17 protein-coding genes are annotated in these 20142 nt (G+C 69.1%); 14 read left to right on the top strand and 3 right to left on the bottom strand.

Translation table 11 applies throughout. The features are described 5' to 3' along the window. Window positions 1–345: 345 nt before the first annotated feature. Entirely contained in the window at window positions 346–822 is a 477-nt protein-coding gene (locus tag ACTMTI_RS40675) for a MarR family winged helix-turn-helix transcriptional regulator (protein WP_441126122.1), read from the bottom strand. Here ACTMTI_RS40675 and ACTMTI_RS40670 point away from each other — a divergent pair. The 4 genes from ACTMTI_RS40670 to ACTMTI_RS40655 all read left to right on the top strand — a co-directional run bounded on the left by ACTMTI_RS40670 (window position 791) and on the right by ACTMTI_RS40655 (window position 5300). Next, entirely contained in the window at window positions 791–1828 is a 1038-nt protein-coding gene (locus ACTMTI_RS40670) for an NAD-dependent epimerase/dehydratase family protein (protein WP_441126121.1), read from the top strand. The genes ACTMTI_RS40675 and ACTMTI_RS40670 overlap by 32 nt on opposite strands. 116 nt (window positions 1829–1944) lie before the next feature. Continuing rightward, window positions 1945–3141 (top strand): ISAs1 family transposase, encoded by a 1197-nt coding sequence (locus ACTMTI_RS40665; protein ID WP_441126120.1) that lies wholly within the window; start codon window positions 1945–1947, stop codon window positions 3139–3141. A gap of 498 nt (window positions 3142–3639) precedes the next feature. Continuing rightward, window positions 3640–4119, top strand: coding sequence for a SigE family RNA polymerase sigma factor (locus tag ACTMTI_RS40660; protein ID WP_441126119.1), 480 nt, complete (start codon window positions 3640–3642; stop codon window positions 4117–4119). Then, window positions 4116–5300 (top strand): TolB family protein, encoded by a 1185-nt coding sequence (locus ACTMTI_RS40655; RefSeq protein WP_441126118.1) that lies wholly within the window; start codon window positions 4116–4118, stop codon window positions 5298–5300. The genes ACTMTI_RS40660 and ACTMTI_RS40655 overlap by 4 nt, the downstream gene beginning before the upstream one ends. On the opposite strand, the gene ACTMTI_RS40650 is transcribed toward ACTMTI_RS40655, so the two are convergent. Continuing rightward, complete coding sequence (locus ACTMTI_RS40650) at window positions 5297–5887, bottom strand: TetR/AcrR family transcriptional regulator (protein WP_441126117.1); 591 nt, start codon at window positions 5885–5887, stop codon at window positions 5297–5299. The genes ACTMTI_RS40655 and ACTMTI_RS40650 overlap by 4 nt on opposite strands. 142 nt (window positions 5888–6029) lie before the next feature. Next, the gene (locus ACTMTI_RS40645; RefSeq protein WP_441126116.1) at window positions 6030–7076 is read right to left on the bottom strand and encodes a LacI family DNA-binding transcriptional regulator; all 1047 of its coding nucleotides are present in this window, start codon (window positions 7074–7076) and stop codon (window positions 6030–6032) included. A gap of 144 nt (window positions 7077–7220) precedes the next feature. Between ACTMTI_RS40645 and ACTMTI_RS40640 the strand changes: the two genes are divergently transcribed. The 10 genes from ACTMTI_RS40640 to ACTMTI_RS40595 all read left to right on the top strand — a co-directional run bounded on the left by ACTMTI_RS40640 (window position 7221) and on the right by ACTMTI_RS40595 (window position 19852). After that, window positions 7221–8495: an ABC transporter substrate-binding protein gene (locus ACTMTI_RS40640; protein WP_441126115.1), complete on the top strand. Its 1275-nt coding sequence runs from the start codon at window positions 7221–7223 to the stop codon at window positions 8493–8495. A 7-nt stretch (window positions 8496–8502) separates the two neighbouring features. After that, the gene (locus ACTMTI_RS40635) at window positions 8503–9447 is read left to right on the top strand and encodes a carbohydrate ABC transporter permease (RefSeq protein ID WP_441126114.1); all 945 of its coding nucleotides are present in this window, start codon (window positions 8503–8505) and stop codon (window positions 9445–9447) included. Continuing rightward, window positions 9447–10274 (top strand): carbohydrate ABC transporter permease, encoded by an 828-nt coding sequence (locus tag ACTMTI_RS40630; RefSeq protein WP_441126113.1) that lies wholly within the window; start codon window positions 9447–9449, stop codon window positions 10272–10274. Before ACTMTI_RS40635 ends, ACTMTI_RS40630 begins: the two co-directional genes overlap by 1 nt. Before the next feature lie 31 nt (window positions 10275–10305). Continuing rightward, the gene (locus tag ACTMTI_RS40625) at window positions 10306–11805 is read left to right on the top strand and encodes a glycoside hydrolase family 43 protein (protein WP_441126288.1); all 1500 of its coding nucleotides are present in this window, start codon (window positions 10306–10308) and stop codon (window positions 11803–11805) included. A 400-nt stretch (window positions 11806–12205) separates the two neighbouring features. After that, window positions 12206–14566 carry a glycoside hydrolase family 3 N-terminal domain-containing protein gene (locus ACTMTI_RS40620; protein ID WP_441126112.1) on the top strand — a complete coding sequence of 787 codons (2361 nt, stop codon included), beginning with the start codon at window positions 12206–12208 and terminating at the stop codon, window positions 14564–14566. Beyond that, a complete protein-coding gene (locus tag ACTMTI_RS40615) occupies window positions 14563–15558 on the top strand; it encodes an ABC transporter permease (RefSeq protein WP_441126111.1) in 996 nt (331 codons plus the stop codon). The genes ACTMTI_RS40620 and ACTMTI_RS40615 overlap by 4 nt, the downstream gene beginning before the upstream one ends. Beyond that, the gene (locus ACTMTI_RS40610) at window positions 15555–16430 is read left to right on the top strand and encodes a carbohydrate ABC transporter permease (RefSeq protein ID WP_441126110.1); all 876 of its coding nucleotides are present in this window, start codon (window positions 15555–15557) and stop codon (window positions 16428–16430) included. The genes ACTMTI_RS40615 and ACTMTI_RS40610 overlap by 4 nt, the downstream gene beginning before the upstream one ends. A gap of 48 nt (window positions 16431–16478) precedes the next feature. After that, a complete protein-coding gene (locus tag ACTMTI_RS40605; RefSeq protein ID WP_441126109.1) occupies window positions 16479–18116 on the top strand; it encodes an ABC transporter substrate-binding protein in 1638 nt (545 codons plus the stop codon). 3 nt (window positions 18117–18119) lie between these two features. Further along, window positions 18120–19643, top strand: a complete 1524-nt coding sequence (locus ACTMTI_RS40600) for a GH39 family glycosyl hydrolase (protein WP_441126108.1) — start codon at window positions 18120–18122, stop codon at window positions 19641–19643. Then, on the top strand, window positions 19640–19852 hold the full coding sequence (locus tag ACTMTI_RS40595; protein WP_441126107.1) for a hypothetical protein: 213 nt from the start codon (window positions 19640–19642) through the stop codon (window positions 19850–19852). Before ACTMTI_RS40600 ends, ACTMTI_RS40595 begins: the two co-directional genes overlap by 4 nt. Window positions 19853–20142: the final 290 nt, after the last annotated feature.

Raw genomic sequence — 20142 nt, 5'->3', positions numbered from 1 at the left:
CATGAGGAGCCCCATGATCGATGAAGACAGGTCCCGTTCTACGTCTATATGGCACCGCGCCCTGGGCAGGGCCGAAGCGTTCTCATGTGGTGAGACCAAGTAACAGAAGGCGGATGGCTGCGGAAGTGGTTGATGGCGGCAGCGATGTTGGTGCAGCCGATCAGACGGGTCAGGCCTATAGTCAGGTTGCGGCCGTAGCCAGGCCGGATCTACGGCAGCTGCTCCGACGGAAGCTTCGATGGGGTCCTCTTCCGGACGATGGACGTCGCGCAGGGACCGCAGAGGTCGGCTGTCGACCACGGTTGGGACCCGGGGACACGTGCCGCCCGGCGGCTACGTCACGCCTTACGGGCTTGCCGGGTCTGCGTCCCGGTGGAGTTGCTCGACCAGGGCGGCCAGTTGCCGATCGCCGCTAATGTCGGCAAGAGCCTGTTGGAGGACATTGACATAGGTTGCGCGCGCGGCGGTGACGACTTCGCGGCCGCGATCAGTGATCTGTGTGTAGACCCCACGCCGGTCGGTCGGGCAGTGGAAGCGTTCGGTCAGGCCCATCCGCTCAAGCCGGGCAACGAGGCGGCTGACCGAACTCTGCTGGAGCGGGATCGCGTCGGCAAGGACTTGCTGGCGCAGGTGACCGCCATCGTCGGAGTAGGCCAGCGCCGCAAGGGCGGTGTACTCGGAGACGGACAGGCCATGCTCGTTCTGCAGGGCGCGGTCCAGTGCCTCCTGGACGGCGACCTCCAGGTGTCTCAGCGCCTGCCAGCGTCTTTCGAGGTCCGACGGCAGTTCGATGCGCGGGACGCGTCCCGTGACCTGCGGCATTGTTCCTCCTTCCTTGGGGACCAGTTTGACACGAATTCCATGCATAGACAATGTATGCATAAGCAAAAATTGTACGTACATGGGAGAACGCATGCGTGCCTTCGTCACTGGCGCCACTGGATACATCGGCGGCTCCGTCGCCGACCGAATGCTGCGGACCGGCCACCAGGTCACTGGGCTGGCTCGCAGCCCTGAGAAGGCGCGAATGCTTGAGCGCCTGGGCGTGACCCCGGTCCTGGGGACCCTGGACGACCAGGCCCTTCTCGCCGAGCACGCACAGGCCGCCGACGCTGTCGTCAACGCTGCTGACAGCGACCACCGAGGTGCCGTGGAAGCACTGGTGGAGGCGCTCGCGGGATCAGGCAAGCCGCTGCTGCACACCAGCGGGTCGAGCATCGTGGGCACCGATTCCCGCGGCGAGCCGTCCGGGGAGATCTTCGGGGAGGAGATTTTCGATTCGGAGTCGTCTTGGCGGCCGGCCGACGACAAGGAAGCCCGGGTGGCGATCGACCGGTATGTTCTGGCCGCCTCCAGCCGAAAGGTCCGGTCGGTGGTTTTGTGCAACACTCTGATCTACGGCCACGGTCGCGGGCTGAGCCGCGACAGCGTGCAGATCCCCGCCCTGGCCCGGCAGGCGCACAAGAGCGGGACCGTCCGCAGGATCGGGGCCGGCCGCAACATCTGGTCGAACGTCCACATTGATGACGTGGCTGACCTCTATCTGCTCGCGCTCGATGCGGCCCCCGCCGGGTCGTTCTACTTCGTGGAAAACGGTGAGGCGTCGTTCGGCGACATCACCGCCGCCATCGCAGAGGCGCTGGGCCTGGGATCTGCCGAGGCCTGGGACATCAACGCCGCGATCCAAGAGTGGGGCTACGAGGCCGCCGTCTTTGCGCTCGGCTCCAACAGCCGAGTCCGAGGCGAGCGCGCCCGCGCCCAACTCGGCTGGCGACCTCGCCACACCTCCGTACTGGACTGGATCAAAAACGAGCTCACCAAGGACTGAGATCAGTCGTCCGGCCGGGAGCGAGTGCTATCTCAGGCAGGTGTGCGCGTGCGGTCCGCCCGCGACTGATCGTCGGTTGTCTACGCCAGTCGATCAAGAACAGGGGTCGCGTTCGCGTGCCATCATCCCCGATCGACGTGCTCGCCCGCCACCTGGAGCACGTCACCGTCGCCGACCCGCTGACCGACCTGCTCGATCTGCCGGCCCTGGCCGAAGTCCTGGATGCGGTGCCCGACCCGCGCAGGCGCCGGGGGCGCCGATACCGGCTCGGCCCGCTGCTGGCGTTATCCCTGCTCGCCGTGCTCGGCGGAGCAACGTCTCTGGTGAAGATCACCCGGTTCATCGCCGGATGCGACCCAGACCTATGTGCCCGAGCCGGCCTGCCCGGCACGCCATGGCTGGCCGCCAGCACCCTGGGACGGCTGCTGGCCCGCCTGGACGGCGACGCCTTCGACACTGCCACCTGCGGCCATCTGGCCTCGCTCGCGGCTGGCGGCCCGCCCGCCACGAGCCCACCCTCGCATCGGGCCGAACTCACCGGCCTGGCCGTGGACGGCAAGACCCTGCGCGGCAGCCGCACCCTAGACGGCACGGTCCACCTGCTGGCCGCCACCCGCCATGACACCCAGATCGTCGTGGCCCAGCGGCAGGTCGAGGCCAAGAGTAACGAGATCCCTGCGTTCACACCCCTGCTGTCCGGGCTGGATCTGTCGAGCGTGGTGATCACTACCGACGCTCTGCACACTCAGCATGCCCACGCCCGGCAGATCGTCGAGGCGAGAGGTCACTACCTGTTCATCGTCAAGGGCAACCAGCCCACGCTCCTGAACCGGCTCAAGGCCCTGCCCTGGCGCGAAGCGATCCTCAACGACCGCACCGACGAGCAAGGACACGGCCGCCGCGAGATCCGCCGCATGAAGATCTGCACCGTCCGCCCGGGGCTGCCGTTACCGCACGCCGCCCAGGCGATCCAGGTCAAACGCCGTCGCACCGACCACCGCACCGGCAAGACCACCATCGTCACGATCTACGCCGTCACCAGCCTCCCACCAGGACGGATCACCCACGCCCAGCTCGCCGCCCTGATCCGCGGTCACTGGAGCATCGAAGCCCTGCACCACATCCGCGACGTCACCTACCGCGAAGACGCCTCCCGCGTCCGGACCGGCGCCGCACCCCGAATCATGGCCGGCCTCCGCAACCTGGCCATCGGCCTGGCCCACCTAATCGGCTGGACCAACATCGCCGCCGCCACCGACCACTACCGCAGCCACCCCACCGATGGCCTTCAACTACTCGGTCTTACAACATGAGAACGCTTCGGCCCTGGCGCCCTGGGACGTAGATGTCGTGCAGTTCCGGTCGCGGTGCCGCCGCCCCGCGTCGCGGCCATTACCAGTTTGCCCAGACCTGAATCGTGACCGTTCCATCCGTCGTTGTGACCAGGCCCCTATTCAAGGCAGCTGCAGCTGCTCTCGGCGGTGCTGGTGGCGGCCGGTCATGTGCTGGCCGGTATGCGGGAAGCGGCCGACCTGCCGCGTGGGCTGTGCCCCGTCGGGTAAGAGGGCCAGGCACAACGCGGCCAGGAGGTCAGGACGCGCGACATGGAGTACGGCTCCTTTCGGTGGCGATGCCAGGTAACCGTTCACTTCAGCGTCGTGACGCGGACGCTGGACCGGACCGTCCGTGGCGTCAACGGTTTCGCCTTCTGACCACGGCCGCGTGACTCGTTCAACGAATCGAGCCCTGTTTCCCTCTGAGAGGTGACCGATCACGGAAAGGCAACCTAAGTGGAAGACGACTCCCGCTTTGTGGAGTTTGTCGCTGAACGGGCCAACGCGCTGCTGCGTTACGGCTATGCGCTGAGCGGCAACCCGCACGATGCGGCGGATCTGACCCAGGAGGCGCTGGTCAGGCTGCACCGGGCGTGGGCCCGCGTACAGCGCAAGGACGACCCGGAGCGCTACACGAAGTCGATCATGGCCCGGCTGCACATCAACGCCTGGCGGCGGCGCCGTCGTGAGGACCTCGCCTGGGCTCTGCCCGAGGTGCCGCTGTACGACGTGCTGCCCTCCGACGCCGACCAGGAGCTGTGGCAGGCGCTCGACGCGCTGCCGCGCAAGCAGCGGGCCGTGCTCGTCCTGCGCTTCTACGAGCAGCTTCCCGACGCGGAGATCGCCGGCCTGCTCGGCGTCTCCCAGGGGACCGTGCGCAGCCACGCCTCGCTCGGCCTGAGCAAGCTCCGTTCCGCGATAGCCCACCGTACGCCCGACAAGAGGAGCGCCCCATGACCAAGGAGCTGGAAGACGACCTCCGCAGGGTCATCAGCGGCGCCTCCGAGCGCGCGCCGCACCCCCCGACCGGCTTCCCCGCCCAGATCATGGCCCGCTCCCGGCGCCGCAGAACGCGTGCGCAGGCCCTGGTGGCGGCGCTCGCCGTGGTGATCGTGGCGGGCGGGGCCGGCGTGGCGGTACGCGGGGTGGGCGACGACCGCGCCACGACGGCGGCGCATCCCACCCCGGCGTCGTCTCCCACCGCCGGCCTCCCCGACCCCATCGAGAAGGTGTGGCCGCAGGCCGTCCGGACGATTCCGGCCAAGCTCCCGGACGGCACGACCTTCCGCCCGTGGCTCTTCCTCGACGATCACACGGTCCTCCTCTTTACGTGGAAGAGCCTCGAGAAACCCGACGCCCTCTACGCCTACGATCTCGAAACCGGTCAGACCCGAAAGATCGTCGACATCCCCACGTCGAAGAAGGGGTACGCCTCGGGCTACGCGGTGGGTGGCGGCCGCGTCATCTGGCAGACCATCGAGGGCACGCGCATGCGCCTCTGGTCGGTGCCCATAACGGGCGGAAAGCCCGCCGCCATCGCGACCGGCGGCCCGATCAAGGGAAGGGCCGATGCGCTCGCCGTGGCCGGCGACAAGCTCGCCTTCTCCCTTTCTGAGGGCGGCGTCTTCACGGTCCCTCTCGAGGGCGGGAGCGTGACGCCCGTGGCGGGCGCCGACCGGCACCACATCCTGGGCTGGCCTTGGGTGGGAACTCCGGATGTCGCGCCGGACAACGTGGCCGCCTTCGGGGTGGTGCTCAACGTCGAGACCGGAGAGACGCGGAAGGCCTTCGTACGGCCCGGCGACAAGTTCGTCCGATGCGGGGTGACGACGTGTGTCGGCATGACGTCCGGCGGAAAGCCCTTCTACCGGCAGCGCGACGGCTCACAGGAACGGGAGATACCCCGGTTGGCGTGGATCGGGCTGGCCGACGACCGCATCGTGGCGATCGATCTGCCTCGCCCGCCGGGCGGCCAGGCGTTGTTCGACCTGACCACCGGCAAGTCCGGCGACCTGGGCCTGCGTCCGGAGGCCGAGGGCGGGACGGGCAGGATCGGGCCAGGGTTCCCGAACGACCGTCTGGTGGCCTACGAGCGCGACGGCCGGTACGTGCTCATCGACCTTACCAAGATCCGCTAACGTCCGAGGGAGTCCAGCCAGCCGATCAGGCGCTCGCCTTCGCGGGTCATGACGCCGGGGTCGCGCAGGGCGTTGGCCAGCAGCGACATGCCCTGGTAGGCGCCCACCAGCGTCAGCGCCAGTCCGCCGGGCTCCGGCTGCCCGAGCTCGCGGAACTGGCCTTCGACCCAGTCCAGCAGCAGCCGGATGACCCTGCCCGCCTCCGCGTCCAGGCCGCCGTCGGCACGCTTGTCCAGTTCGGCGGCCAGCGTGCCGGTCGGGCAGCCGTAGCGCGCCGCGAGGTCGCGCTGGCTGACCCACGCCTCCACCAGGCCCTTCAGCCGCTCCCGCGGATCGGGAAGGAGCTCCAGCTGTGCGGTGAGCGTCTCCAGGTGGCGGGCGTGTTCGCTGAGCGCGGCCGCGACCAGGTCGTCCTTGGTCTTGAAGTAGTAGTAGACGTTGCCCACGGGGACGCCGGCGGCGCGGGCGATGTCGGCGATGGTGGTGCGCTCGGCGCCCTGCTGATGCACGACCTGAGCGGCGGCGGTCATCAGCCGCTGCCGCTTGTCGGCCGCGGTCCGCACCCGGGAGCCCTTCGAGTCAGTCACCTGACTAACTATAGGCGCGGGTCATGCCGGCCGTTCCACGGTAGTCGGAGCCCGTTATCGGAGAGATTCGCGCCACGGTAGGCAGCGGCCATGAAAACCGTCAAGAGATCTTCGGATGCTTGCGCCACAATCCCCGAAACTTTCAGGGCCGCTTCGGTGGCGCCGTGCTGCTCCGGACCACCAGGTCGGTGCCGAGCTCGACGCGGCTCTGCGGCGGCGGGTCGCCCTGCGCGAGCTTCACCAGCATGGCCGCGGCCGTGGCGGCCATCTCGGTGAGCGGCTGGCGGATCGTGGTCAGTGGCGGGATCATCCACCGGATCGTGGGCAGGTCGTCGAAGCCGATCACGCTGAGGTCGTCCGGGATGCGCAGGCCCAGCTCGTGGGCGGCCCGGTAGACGCCCATGGCCTCCCCGTCGTTGCAGGCGAAGATCGCGGTGGGCGGGTCGGGCAGCCGCAGCAGCCGGTGGGCCTGGGCGCGGCCGCCCTCGATGAGGAAGTCGCCCCGGCAGATCAGGTCCGGATCGACGGGCACCCCGGCGGTGTCCAGCGCGGCGCGGTAGCCGTCCAGGCGCGCCCGGCTGGACAGCGCGTAGTCGGGTCCGGTGACGATGCCGATCCGGCGGTGCCCGAGCTCCAGCAGGTGACGGGTGGCCGACAGGCCGCCGCTCCAGTTGCTCGCCCCCACCGACGGCACCCGGTGGCCGGGGTCGCCGCTCGGGTCCAGCAGCACCAGGGGGATGCCGCGGGTGGTGAGCTGCTCGTGCTGCTCGTCGGAGAGGCTGGAGAACACCGCGATCACGCCGGTCGGGCGGCGGCTCAGCACGCCTTCGATCCAGCCCGTGCCCGCGACGTGCTGGTGCTGCACCTGCGAGACCACCACGGCCAGGTCATGCTCGCGCGCCACCTGCTCGACCCCTTTGATGATCTCTATCGGGTAGTCGCCCGCCAGCGCGTGGAAGACCAGCTCCACCAGGGCGGCCGGACCGCCCCGGCGCCGCTGACGGCGGTAGCCGTGCCTGCTGATGAGGTCCTCGACGAGGGCGCGGGTCTCCGGCGCGACCTCGGAGCGGCCGTTGACCACTTTGGAGACCGTCGCGGTGGACACCCCGGCCAGCTCGGCGAGCTGCGCGATGGTCAGCGGCTTGGCCTGCGGGTTCTCCGATGCGGACGGCTCCTGGGTCGCGGTCATGGCCGCAGTTTAACGGGGCGCTCTGAGCCGACTGTTTCGGCCGGCTTTCCATCAGATTCTTGACCGGTTTCGAGAACCGCACTTAGAGTCCCGGCTTAACGATCGGGATTGATTCCGAAACTTTCAACGGACTGTGAGATCGTCGTGAAGCTCCCCATCACCACATCGGCCGTGCTCGCCGCGGCCCTCGCCCTCACCACGGCCGCCTGCGGCGGCGGCGGGACCACCGCACAGCCGTCCGGGGACGGCAAGTCGTTCGAGTTCTGGTCGTTCAGCGGGATCAACCAGAAGGCCTCCGTTGACGAGTACCAGAAGAACCATCCCGGCATCCAGGTGAAGCTGACCGAGGTGGGCTCCTCGGTGGAGACGGCGCAGGCGCTGACCACGGCGCTGGCCGGTGGCAAAGTGCCGGACCTGGTGCTGATCCAGGGCGATGACCTGCCGAAGTTCGTGCAGCAGCCGCAGAACTTCCAGGACCTGCGGCAGTACGGAGCGGACAAGATCAAGGGCGATTACCTGGACTGGGTGATGAGCCAGAGCACCGCCAAGGGCGGCGAGATCATCGGCATCCCCACCGACGTCGGCGGCATGGCGGTGGCGTATCGGACGGATCTGTTCAAGGAGGCCGGCCTGCCGACCGACCGGGAGGAGGTGGGCAAGCTCTGGCCCACCTGGGACGCCTTCATCGAGACCGGCAAGAAGTACACCGCGGCCACCGGCAAGGCGTTCGTCGACAACGCCGGCACCAGCGTCTTCTACCAGGCGGTCAACCAGGGCCCGATGAAGTACTACGACCCGTCCGGCAACGTCGTCTACAGCACCAGCCCGCAGGTCAAGACCGCCTTCGACCTGGGGATCAAGGCGGCGCAGGCCGGGATCACCGCGAAGCAGAGCTCCTTTTCGGAGGGCTGGAGCGCGGGCATGGGCAAGGGCCAGTTCGCGGTGATCTCCGCGCCGGCGTGGTTGCTCGGCCAGATCGAGCGGAACGCCCCCGACACCAAGGGCAAGTGGGACATCGCCACCATCCCCGGCGGGGCCGGGAACTGGGGCGGCAGCTACCTGGCCATCCCCAAGGGCGCCAAGAACCCCAAGGCCGCCTGGGACTACATCACCAAGACGCAGTCCCCGCAGGGCCAGTTGGAGCACTTCGTCGACTCCGGCTCACTGCCCACCACCCCGTCGGTCTACAAGGACCCGAAGCTGACCGGCCTGAAGGACCCGTTCTTCTCAGACGCGCCGACCGGGACGATCTACACGAACTCGCTGCTCGGGCTCAAGCCGTTCCTCATCGGCCCGGACAGCTCCGCGATCGGCCAGGAGCTCCTGAACGCCATCACCAACGTCGAGCAGGGCAAGGGCGATCCGGCGAAGGCCTGGGACGCGGCGCTGGCCAACATCAAGACCGCCATCGGCAAGTAGGACGCGCGTGACGACGACTCTCAGCACACCGCGGGCGCCGGCGGCGCCCGCCGGTGCGGCGCCGGTGCGGCAGAGCATCGGCGAGCGCATCGCCCCGTACGCCTACATCGCGCCGTTCTTCTTGCTCTTCGCGGTGTTCGGCCTGGTGCCGCTGCTGTTCACGTTCTACGTGGCGCTGTTCGACTGGAACCCCATCGGCGAGCACGTCTTCATCGGCCTCGGCAACTTCACCCGTCTGCTCGACGACGCCCGGTTCTGGAACGCCGCCTGGAACACCATCAGCATCTGGCTGCTGTCCACCGTCCCCCAGCTGATCCTCGCCCTCGGGCTCGCGCACCTGCTCAACCACGCCCGGCTGCGGCTGGCGACGTTCTTCCGCATGTCGATGCTGGTGCCGTACATCACCTCGGTCGCGGCCACCGCGATCGTCTTCGCCCAGATGTTCGACCGCGACTACGGCCTGCTCAACTGGCTGCTGGGGTTCGCCGGGATCGGGCCGATCGACTTCAAGCAGTCGGTGTGGGGCAGCCACGTGCTCATCGCCGTGATGGTGGCCTGGCGCTGGTTCGGCTACACGACCCTGCTCTACCTCGCCTCGCTGCAGGCCATCCCGCGCTCGATCTTCGAGGCGGCCGCCGTGGACGGCGCGGGCTCCTGGCGGCAGTTCCGCCACATCTCCATCCCGTCGCTGCGGCCGGTGATCGTGTTCACGGTGGTGACCTCGACGATCGGCGGCCTGCAGATCTTCACCGAGCCGCTGCTGATCTCCCGGGCGCTGACCTGCGGGCCGGTCCGCCAGTGCCAGACGCTCACGCTCTTCCTGTACGAGCAGGGCTTCGGCCAGTTCCAGTTCGGCTACGGCGCCGCCATCGGCGTGGCCCTGTTCGTGCTGATCATCCTCATCGCCACGCTCAACTACTTCCTGTCCACCCGCATCCGCCCGGAGCGCTGATGAACAAGGCCAACCGTGTCCGCTGGTGGACCTATCTCCTGCTCGGCCTGGCCGTGTTCGCCTGCCTGTTCCCGCTGTACTGGATGTTCGTGGTCGCCACCACCGACACCGCGACCGCCACGCAACTGCCGCCCGAGATCGTGCCCGGCGGCAACTTCTTCCACCTGGCCGGGTTGGTGTTCACGACGGTGCCGTTCGTGCGCTCGATCGTGAACAGCCTGATCGTCGCGGGAACGATCGGCGTGGGCCACGCCGTGCTCTGCTCGCTGGCCGGCTTCGCCTTCGCCAAGCTGCGCTTCCGCGGCCGCAACGTGCTGTTCCTGATCGTCGTGCTGACCATGACCGTGCCGACGCAGCTCGCGGTCATCCCGCAGTACATGATCATCTCTGCGCTGGACTGGGTGGACACCCTCCAGGCGCTCATCGTGCCGGGGCTGGCCAGCGCGTTCGGCATCTTCTGGATGCGCCAGCACCTGTCGGTCACGATCAGCGACGAGATCCTCCAGGCGGCCCGCATCGACGGGGCCACGACCTGGCAGATCTTCTGGCGGATCGCGTTCCCGCTGGTGCGCCCGGCCGCGTTCGTGCTCGGCCTGCTCGGCTTCGTCACCGCGTGGAACGACTTCCTGTGGCCGTTCATCGTGCTGAAGTCGCCCGAGATGTACACCGCGCAGATCGCCATCAAGGCGCTGCAGAACAGCCTCGACATCGACCTCGGCCTGGCCATGTCCGGCTCGTTCCTGGCCACGGTCCCGCTGCTCGTGCTGTTCGTCTTCGTCGGGCGGCGCATGGTGTCCGGGATCATGGACGGCGCATTCAAGGGCTGAGACAGCTGAAAGGAACCCCTTCCACGTGCGCATGTACGACAACCCCGTGATCGGCGGGTTCTTCCCGGACCCGAGCGTGTGCCGGGTCGGCGAGGACTACTACCTCGCCTGCTCCAGCTTCGAGTACGTCCCCGGCGTGCCGATCTTCCACAGCCGCGACCTGGTGCACTGGCGGCAGCTCGGCAACGTCCTGGACCGGCCCTCTCAACTGGAACTGCCGCCTGAGGTGCCGGCCTCGGGCGGGATCTACGCGCCGACGATCCGCCACCACGACGACCGCTTCTACCTGATCACGACCAACGTGAGCGGCCGCGGCACCTTCCTCGTCACCGCGGAGCGCCCGGAAGGCCCCTGGTCGGACCTGGTGTGGATCGACCTCCCGGGTATCGACCCCGACCTGGCCTGGGACGAGGACGGCTCGTGCTGGTGCGTCACCTCCGGCAACCAGGTGGCGCGCATCGACCCGGCGGACGGCAAGGTGCTGGAAGGCCCCTACCCGATCTGGTCGGGCACCGGCGGGAAATATCCGGAAGCGCCGCACCTGTTCCTCGTGGACGGCTGGTGGTACCTGCTGATGTCCGAGGGCGGCACCGAGCGCGGCCACGCCGTCTCCATCGCCCGCGCCCGCTCGCCGCGCGGCCCGTTCGAGCCCGGGCCGGTCAACCCGATCCTGACGCATCGGGGCACCGACCGGCCGATCCAGAGCACGGGGCACGCCGATCTCGTGCAGGCGGCCGACGGCACCTGGTGGATGGTGCTGCTGGGCACCCGGCCGCGCGGCTACACGCCGGAGTTCCAGGTGCTCGGGCGGGAGACGCTGCTGATCCCGGTGGAGTGGGAAGACGGCTGGCCCGTCGTGGGTCCCGTCGAGGAACGCCATCCCGCGCCCGCCGCCTGGCACCCGCTCCCCGAAGACCCGTCGCGCGACGACTTCGACGCCGAGGCGCTGGCGCCGTACTGGATCTCGCCGCGCAGCCGCCCCGACGGCTCCTGGTCGCTGGGCGCCCGCCCCGGCTGGCTCACCCTGCACGCCACCGGGCCCACCCTCGACCGGCCGGGACACACCTTCATCGGCCGCCGCCAGCAGCACCACGACTGCCGCGTCACGGCCCTGATCGATCCGGGATCGGCCACGGCGGGGCTGTCGGTCCGGATGGACGAAGCGCACCACTACGACCTGGAGGTCGGCGACGGGCAGGCGCGGCTGATCGCCCGGATCGGGCCGCTGCGCCAGTGCGTGGCCGCGCACGCCGTGCCGCCGGGGCCGCTCACGCTGGCCATCGACATCCGCACCGGCGACCTGCTGCCGCCGTCGGTGACGGCGCCGACCGGCGAGCCGCTGGGCGTGGCGGCCCGGGGCCCGGACACCCTCGCCTTCTCCGCCGGCGGGGTCCTGCTGGCGGAGCTGGACGGCCGCTACCTGTCCACCGAGGTGGCCACCGGCTTCACCGGCCGGGTCATAGGCATGTACGTCACCGAGGGCAGCGCCGCCTTCGACTGGTTCGACTACGCGGAAGGGCACCCCGCCTGAGGTGCCTCGCGGGTGGACGTCGCCTCCGTGTGGCGGCCACCCGGCGATCAGCGGGCCCGGCCGGGTTCTCCGGCCGGGCCCGTCTGCGTGCGCCCTCCACCGTGCCGGCTCTTGACGGGCACGGTTGCGGAACGGCAACTTGTCATCAGGTCGGTTGCTAGATTTCCGAAATTTTCCGGCAATTAGTTGCCGACCGAAATCCGATTCACGCTGGTGACCCTAGTGGATGCGGGGGTTCCGGGTCAGCAATCTACCAGCAGCGGACCTCTTGACACGGCCCATTGCGCGCCCTAAGTTGCCGCAATATTAACGACTCTTCTCGAAAGTTTCGGTGTTCCCACAACGTGACGCTTCCCGCTTGCCAGCGTGGGATGACGCCGTCTCCGGCCGAAAGGATGGCATGACGGGCCAGGTACCAATCGAGACAAGCGCTTCCTCCGGCGAGAACGCGCCGTGGCGGGACCCGCGGCTGTCGCCCGCCGAGCGGGCCAAGGCGCTCATCCCCCTCATGACGCTGGAGGAGAAGGTCGCCCAGCTCGTCGGGGTCTGGGTCGGCGCCGACGCCTCCGGGGGAGGCGTGGCCCCGCACCAGTCCGACATGGCCGGCGTGGACTGGAGCACGGTCATCCGCAACGGGCTCGGCCAGCTGACGCGGCCCTTCGGGAGCGCCCCGGTCGATCCCGTGGCCGGCGCGCGCTCACTGGCGGCCTCCCAGGCCCAGATCGTGGCGGCCAGCAGGTTCGGGATTCCGGCCCAGGTCCACGAGGAGTGCCTGACCGGCTTCGCCGCCTGGCGGGCCACCGTGTACCCCACGCCGCTGAGCTGGGGAGCGTCCTTCGACCCCGAGCTCATCGAGGAGATGGCCGGGCACATCGGCCGGTCCCTGCGCGCCGCGGGCGTCCATCAGGGCCTGTCCCCGGTCGTCGACGTGACCAGGGACTACCGCTGGGGCCGTACCGAGGAGACCATCGGTGAGGACCCCTTCCTGGTCGGCACGATGGGCGCGGCCTACGTCCGGGGCGTCGAGGGCGCCGGGGTCGTGGCCACGCTGAAGCACTTCGCCGGCTACGCCGCCTCACGCGGCGGCCGCAACCTCGCGCCCGTCGCGATGGGGTCCAGGGAACTGGCCGACACCGTCCTGCCGCCCTTCGAGATGGCGCTGCGCCTGGGCGGCGCCCGGTCGGTGATGAACTCCTACGCCGAGATCGACGGCGTTCCCGTCGCGGCCGACGAGAGCCTGCTGACCGGGCTGCTGCGGGACGAGTGGGGCTTTTCCGGCACGGTGGTCTCGGACTACTTCGCGATCCGGTTCCTGGAGCGCCTGCACCGCGTCGCCGCCGGGCCGGCAGACGCGGCCGCGCTCGCGCTGCGGGCCGGGATCGACGTCGAACTGCCCACGGTCGACACGTTCGGCACCCCGCTGATTGAGGCGGTCAAGGCCGGTGACGTCGACGAGGCGCTGATCGACCGCGCCCTGCTCCGCGTGCTGACGCAGAAGGCCGAGCTCGGCCTGCTCGACGAGGACTGGCAGCCGCTGCCCGGCGACGCCGAGGAGCTCCGCCTCGACGGCCCGGCCGCCCAGGACGTCGCCCTGCGCCTGGCCCGGCAGTCCATCGTCCTGCTGCGCAACACCGGCGCGATCCTGCCGCTCGCCGCCCACCAGCGCGTGGCTCTCGTGGGCCCGGTCGCCGACGACCCGATGGCGATGCTCGGCTGCTACACCTTCCCCGCGCACGTGGGCCCGCATCCCGAGCACGGTCTCGGTGTGGAGGTCCCGTCCCTGCGCGCGGCGCTCGCGCAGGTGATCCCCGATCTCACGTACGCGCCCGGGTGCGACATCAGCGGCGACGACACCTCCGGCATCGAGGCGGCGGTCGCCGCGGCCGCGGCCGCTGACGTGTGCGTGCTCGCCGTCGGTGACCGCGCCGGCCTGTTCGGGCGTGGCACCTCCGGCGAGGGCTGCGACGCCACCGACCTGAACCTGCCGGGCGTGCAGCCCGAACTGGTCCGCGCCGTGCTCGCCACCGGCACCCCGGTCGTGCTCGTCCTGCTCGCCGGGCGGCCGTACGCGCTGGGCGCGGAGGCCGACGCCGCCGCCGGCATCGTCTGCGCCTTCTTCCCCGGCCAGCGTGGCGGCCAGGCGCTGGCCGAGGTCCTCACCGGCGCGGTGAACCCGTCCGGGCGGCTGCCGGTCAGCGTGCCGCGCGACGCCGGCGGCCTGCCCTCGACCTACCTGTCGCCGCCGCTCGGGCGCCGCTCGGAGGTGTCGTCGGTCGACCCGACCCCCGCGTTCCCGTTCGGGCACGGGCTCGGTTACACCACCTTCGAATGGAGCGACGCGGGCGTGCAGGGGCCCGCCGACTGGCCGGTGGACGGCGAGGTGACCGTCGGGATCACGGTCCGCAACACGGGATCGCGGCCCGGCGCCGAGGTCGTCCAGCTCTACCTGCACGATCCGGTGGCGCAGACGACCCGGCCGGTGGTCCGCCTGATCGGCTACGTCCGCGTGCCGCTGGAGCCCGGCCAGGCCGCGCGGGCGACGTTCACGGTCCCGGCCGACCTCACCTCGTTCACCGGGATCGGCGGCCGGCGCATCGTCGAGCCCGGCGACGTCGAGCTGCGGTTCGGACGCTCCAGCGCGGACGTGGCGGCGGCCCTGCCGCTGCGCCTGACCGGCGCCGAGCGCGCGGTCGGCCACGAGCGAGACCTGCAGCCGCTGGTGCGGGTGGACCGCATCTCATCGGAGGAGGCCACAGGATGAGCACGACGAGCACGCTGGATCCGCCGCCGTCGGGTACGCAAGGCCCGGGCCGGGCACGGCCGGACGCCGGCCGCCGCAGACGCCATCACGGTGGTTCGTGGCGATTCGCGCTCCGGCGCGACTGGCAGCTGTACACGCTGGCGATCCTCCCGCTGCTGTTCTTCCTGATCTTCCGGTACGTCCCCATGCTCGGCAACGTGATCGCCTTCCGGAAGTTCGAGCCCGGCGGCAGCATGTTCGGCGAGGAGTGGGTGGGCCTGCGCTACGTGAAGATGTTCCTCAACGACCCGACGTTCTGGAACGTGTTCACCAACACGCTCGTCCTCGGGGCGCTGACCCTGCTGTTCTGCTTCCCGCTGCCGATCGTGCTGGCGCTGCTGCTCAACGAGGTCCGCAACCGGCGCATCAAGCGGTTCCTGCAGTCGGTGTCCTACCTGCCGCACTTCCTGTCGATGGTCATCGTGGCCGGCATCGTCATGCAGATGCTGGCCATCGACGGGCCGATCAACCAGATGGTGAAGGCCCTCGGGGGGGAACCCACCGCGTTCATGCAGAAACCGGAGTGGTTCCGCACGATCTTCGTCTCGTCGGAGATCTGGCAGACCGTCGGCTGGGGGACCATCCTCTACCTGGCCGCGCTGACGACCATCGACGAGCAGCTCTACGAGGCGGCCCGGATGGACGGCGCCGGCCGGTGGCGGCAGATCTGGCACGTCACCCTGCCGGGCATCCGGCCGACGGCCATCACGCTGCTGATCCTCAACATCGGCACGTTCCTGGCCGTGGGCTTCGAGAAGGTCCTGCTGCTGTACAACCCGCTGACGTATCCGACCGCCGACGTGATCTCCACGTACCTGTACCGCATGGGCGTGGAGTCCAGCAACCTGAGCTACGCCGCCGCGATCGGCCTGTTCGAGGCGCTGGTCGGAGTGGTGCTGATCCTGTCGGCCAACCTGATCTCCCGCCGCACAGTAGGGACGAGCCTGTGGTGACGATCGCCAAGACCCGTGGCTACCGCGTGTTCCAAGGGATCAACGCCGTCATCCTGACCGGCGTCGTGGTCCTGACGCTGTATCCCTTCATCAACATCATCGCCCGCTCGGTCAGCGAAGAGCGCTACATCATCACCGGGCAGGTCAACCTTCTTCCGCGCGGGTTCAACCTCTCGACGTACCAGCTCGTGATCTCCGACCCGATGTTCTGGACGAACTACCGCAACACCGTGGTGTACACCGTCGTCGCCACGGCCATCGCGATGGTTCTGACGACCTGCTACGCGTACGTGCTGTCCAAGAAGCACCTCAAGGGCCGCATGGTTCTGGTCTGGGTCGCCGTCTTCACCATGATCTTCTCTGGCGGCCTGATCCCCAACTACGTGCTGATCAACAGCCTCGGGCTGACGAACTCCATCTGGGCCATCGTCCTGCCCAACGCCATCAGCGTCTTCAACCTCCTGGTCATGAAGGCGTTCTTCGAGAGCCTCCCGAGCGACCTGGAGGAGGCCGCCGCCATCGACGGCCTGAACACCTACGGCATCCTGTGGCGGATCGTGCTGCCGCTGTCGAAGGCGGTCATCGCCACGATGGTGCTGTTCTACGCGGTCTCGTTCTGGAACTCGTGGTTCACCGCGTTCCTCTACCTGAACGACACGGACTTGTTCCCGGTGACCGTCTACCTGCGCAACCTCATCGCCGGGGCCACCGGCGCCGAGTCCGCCGGCGCCATGAGCGCCGAGGCGACGCAGGCCGCGGCCAACATCCAATCGGTGACGATCATCCTCACCGTCCTCCCCATCCTCGTGGTCTACCCCTTCGTCCAGAGGTACTTCGTCTCCGGAGTCATGCTCGGCGCCGTCAAGGGATAGCCCCCCAACCCTCATCACCCCCCGGACAACGGCAAAGGAATCCCCCACATGCGCGACCTATCACGCCGTCAGGCGATCCTCGGACTGGGTGCGTTCACCCTCGTGCTCGCCGGCTGCGGCGAGGACGAGGCCCCGAAGAAGGCCGCCGACGTGTCCGCGAACAAGGCGGGCGCGATGGCCGGCTACAGCGCTGGCCAGCAGTTCAAGGCCACCGAGCCGGTCTCGTTCGACGTGCTCTACAACAACCACCCCGTCTATCCGCTCAAGGACGACTGGCTGTTCTGGCAGGAGCTGACCAAGCGGACCAACGTCACACTCAAGCCGGTGGCGGTGCCGCTCAGCGACTACGAGAAGAAGCGCGGCCTGCTGGTGGGTTCCGGTCAGGCCCCGCTCATCATCCCGAAGACCTACCACCCCTCCGAAGAGGCGTTCGTGTCCTCCGGCGCCATCCTGCCAGTCAGCGACTACCTCGACCTGATGCCGAACTTCAAGGACAAGGTCGCCAAGTGGAAGCTCGAGCCCGAGCTGGACACGCTCCGGCAGTCCGACGGCCGCTTCTACCTGCTGCCCGGCCTCCACGAGGCGGCCTGGGCGGACTACTCCCTGGCGATCAGGACCGACATCCTGGAGAAGCTCGGCCTGAAGGTCCCCACGACCTGGGACGAGCTGTACACCGTGCTCAAGGCGATGAAGAAGGAGTACCCGGACCTCTACCCCATGACCGACCGGTGGGGCGTCCCCACGCCGGGCGGCAACCTGCTCAAGCTCGTCGCCCAGGCCTACGGCGCCAAGGGCGGCTGGGAGTACCAGCACGCGACCTGGGACTCCGCCGCCGGCAAGTTCGCCTACACCGGCGCCATGCCGGGGTACAAGCAGATGATCGAGTATCTCCGCAAGCTGGTGGACGAGAAGCTGCTCGACCCGGAGAGCTTCACGCAGCAGGACGAGCAGGCCAAGCAGAAGTTCAACTCCGGCAAGTCCTTCGTCATCAGCACCAACGCGCAGACGATGGTCAACGACTACCGGCCGACGCTGGAGAAGACCGTCGAGGGCGCCAAGATCGTCAAGATTCCGGTGCCCATGGGCCCTGTCGGAGACTACAAGATCGCCACCCGGCTCGAGAACGGCGTCATGATCTCCAAGAAGGCCCTGGAGAGCAAGAACTTCGTCGCCATGATGCAGTTCATCGACTGGCTCTACTACTCCGACCAAGGTCAGGAGTTCGCCAAGTGGGGCGTCGAGGGCACGACGTTCACCAAGGACGCCAACGGTGACTACAAGCTCGCCAAGGACGTCGACTTCGTCGGCCTCAACCCCGGCGTGCCCAAGCACCTGCAGAAGGACTTCGGCTTCCACAACGGCGTCTTCGCCTACGGCGGCACCACCAAGCTCCTGCAGTCCACCTTCTCCGAGGAGGAGAAGGAGTTCCAGAACGTGATGAACACCAGGAAGCCCTGGCCGGTGGAGCCGCCGCGCCCGTTCACCGACGAGGAGCGCGAGCAGGTCTCGCTGTGGGAGACGCCGCTGAAGGACCACGTCACCCAGAACACGCTCAAGTTCATCCTCGGCGAGCGCGACCTGAGCGAGTGGGACGCCTACGTCAAGGAGCTGGAGGCCAAGAACTCGACCTCCTACGTCAACCTGGTCAACGGCGCCTACGAGCGGTTCAAGAAGGAACACGGCTGATCGATGCGCAGTCACGTGCCCGACCGGCCCGCAGGGCGGCTGTCCGAAGCCTGGCGCTTCTGCGTCGGCACCGGCCGCTTCGAGCTCGCGCTGCGGCGCGACTACCAGGAGTCGCTGGCGCTGATCCAGCGGGAGATCGGCTTCCGGCACATCCGGGGGCACGGACTGCTGAGTGACGGGGCAGGCGTCCACCGGCCCTACGAGTACGCGGGCGCGCGCCACGTGCGGCACGCGTTCACGTACGTGGACCAGGTGATCGACGCCTACCTCGACCTCGGGATCCGGCCGTTCGTCGAGCTCGGCTTCATGCCGTCCGGGCTGGCCTCCGGCGAGCAGACCGTGTTCTGGTGGCGCGGCAACGTCACCCCGCCCCGATCGTGGCAGGAATGGGCCGATCTGGTCCGGGCCACCGTGGCGCACCTCCTCGACCGGTACGGCCTCGACGAGGTGCGCACCTGGCCGATCGAGGTGTGGAACGAGCCCAACCTCAAGGACTTCTGGCAGGACGCCGACGAGGCCGCCTACCACCGCCTGTACGAGGTGACCGCGCACACGATCAAGGACGTGGACGCCTCGCTGCAGGTCGGCGGCCCGGCCATCTCGCCCGGGTCGGACGAGTGGATGGTGCGCTTCGCGGACTTCGTGATCGACCGCGGGGTGCCCATCGACTTCGTCAGCCGGCACGCCTACACCTCCGGGCCCGCCCAGCACGTGCCGTTCGGCGTCCACCAGACGCTGCGGCCGGCCGCCGATCTCCTGGAGCAGTTCGCCACACCGCGTCGGCAGCTCCGGGGCGGCCCGCTGGCGGGCCTGCCGGTCCACATCACCGAGTTCAACTCCTCCTACCGGCCCGACAACCCGGTCCACGACACGGCCTTCCACGCCGCCTACCTGGCGCCGGTGCTGGCCGCCGGGGGAGAGCTGGCCGACTCCTTCGCCTACTGGACCTTCAGCGACATGTTCGAAGAGGTAGGCATCCCGACCGCGCTGTTCCACGGCGGCTTCGGCCTGCTGACGCACCGGCAGATCAAGAAGCCGACCTACCACCTGTACGCGTTCATGGCCAGGATGGGCGAGCACGTCCTGGCCCGCGGCGAGGACCACCTGGTCACCCGGGACGACACCGGCCGGGTCACCGTGCTGGCCTGGGCGCCCGTGGACGTCACCGGCGCGGCCCCGATCGACGGTCACACGGTGCGGCTGTCGATCCCGATCGGCACTGCGGACACCGCCGCGGCCTTCGCGCTGCGCTCGTCGGTGAGCGAGGAGAAGGGCAACGCCTGGACGGCCTGGTGCGAGATGGGCCGCCCGCCGTCCCCGCGGCCGAGGGAGCTCGACATGCTGCGGAAGGCGGCCGAGCCGGTCCGCGCCCACCGCAGCCTGCCGGTGGCCGGCGGGCGCACCGACCTCGATCTCACGCTCGACCGCCATGAGGTTACCCTGGTCGAGATCACGGCGGTGGTGGACGAGACGCCGCCGTGGTGGGACGACGATCGGCTGCTCGGGCTGGGGGAGGTCACCGGATGAGCGAGGTCACCGCCGGGCGGCGGTTCGGCGAGGTGGGCGTGGTGCGGTCGCGGTCGGTGACGTGGCTGGTGGACACGCTCGACGCGGTGCTCGCGATGGACGGGCTGACCGTGGTGTCGGCGGTGGACGACCCGGACAAGCCGGTGGACCTCGGCGTGGTCGAGTGGGCTCTCGCGTTGGGGGACCCGGCTTCGGCGCCTGGTGGATGACGAACCCTCGTGGACGCCGGCCCGCTGTTCGGGATGCCGGCAGTGGAACCTGAAGTGGGAGCCGAGGTCGGGCTACTACGTGTGCGGAGGGTGCGGGCGGCACGTCAGTGAGGCGGAGGAGCGGGACCTGGTCGAGCGGGAGGCGGGGCGACTTGCTGTCAGGTGCAGGGCAGGATGTCTCTCCGGACCCGTTACCGGGTCACCACGGCCGGGTCCGGTAGGCGTGGATGATCGTCTGCTCGGCGGTATTGCCCGCCTGGTCTACCGTTCGGGCGCGCAGGGATACGAAG

Source organism: Nonomuraea sp. H19, from assembly GCF_052068215.1.
In the GTDB taxonomy this organism is placed as follows: Bacteria; Actinomycetota; Actinomycetes; order Streptosporangiales; family Streptosporangiaceae; genus Nonomuraea.
Note: the sequence above shows the minus strand (reverse complement) of the source record. Positions and strands in the feature narration are given on the sequence as shown.

Coding starts and splice junctions, on each gene's coding strand:
- ACTMTI_RS40670 (WP_441126121.1), top strand. CDS start 791: ATGCGCGGGACGCGTCCCGTGACCTGCGGCATTGTTCCTCCTTCCTTG.
- ACTMTI_RS40675 (WP_441126122.1), bottom strand. CDS start 822: ATGCCGCAGGTCACGGGACGCGTCCCGCGCATCGAACTGCCGTCGGAC.
- ACTMTI_RS40655 (WP_441126118.1), top strand. CDS start 4,116: ATGACCAAGGAGCTGGAAGACGACCTCCGCAGGGTCATCAGCGGCGCC.
- ACTMTI_RS40645 (WP_441126116.1), bottom strand. CDS start 7,076: ATGACCGCGACCCAGGAGCCGTCCGCATCGGAGAACCCGCAGGCCAAG.
- ACTMTI_RS40630 (WP_441126113.1), top strand. CDS start 9,447: ATGAACAAGGCCAACCGTGTCCGCTGGTGGACCTATCTCCTGCTCGGC.
- ACTMTI_RS40625 (WP_441126288.1), top strand. CDS start 10,306: ATGTACGACAACCCCGTGATCGGCGGGTTCTTCCCGGACCCGAGCGTG.
- ACTMTI_RS40620 (WP_441126112.1), top strand. CDS start 12,206: ATGACGGGCCAGGTACCAATCGAGACAAGCGCTTCCTCCGGCGAGAAC.
- ACTMTI_RS40615 (WP_441126111.1), top strand. CDS start 14,563: ATGAGCACGACGAGCACGCTGGATCCGCCGCCGTCGGGTACGCAAGGC.
- ACTMTI_RS40605 (WP_441126109.1), top strand. CDS start 16,479: ATGCGCGACCTATCACGCCGTCAGGCGATCCTCGGACTGGGTGCGTTC.
- ACTMTI_RS40600 (WP_441126108.1), top strand. CDS start 18,120: ATGCGCAGTCACGTGCCCGACCGGCCCGCAGGGCGGCTGTCCGAAGCC.
- ACTMTI_RS40595 (WP_441126107.1), top strand. CDS start 19,640: ATGAGCGAGGTCACCGCCGGGCGGCGGTTCGGCGAGGTGGGCGTGGTG.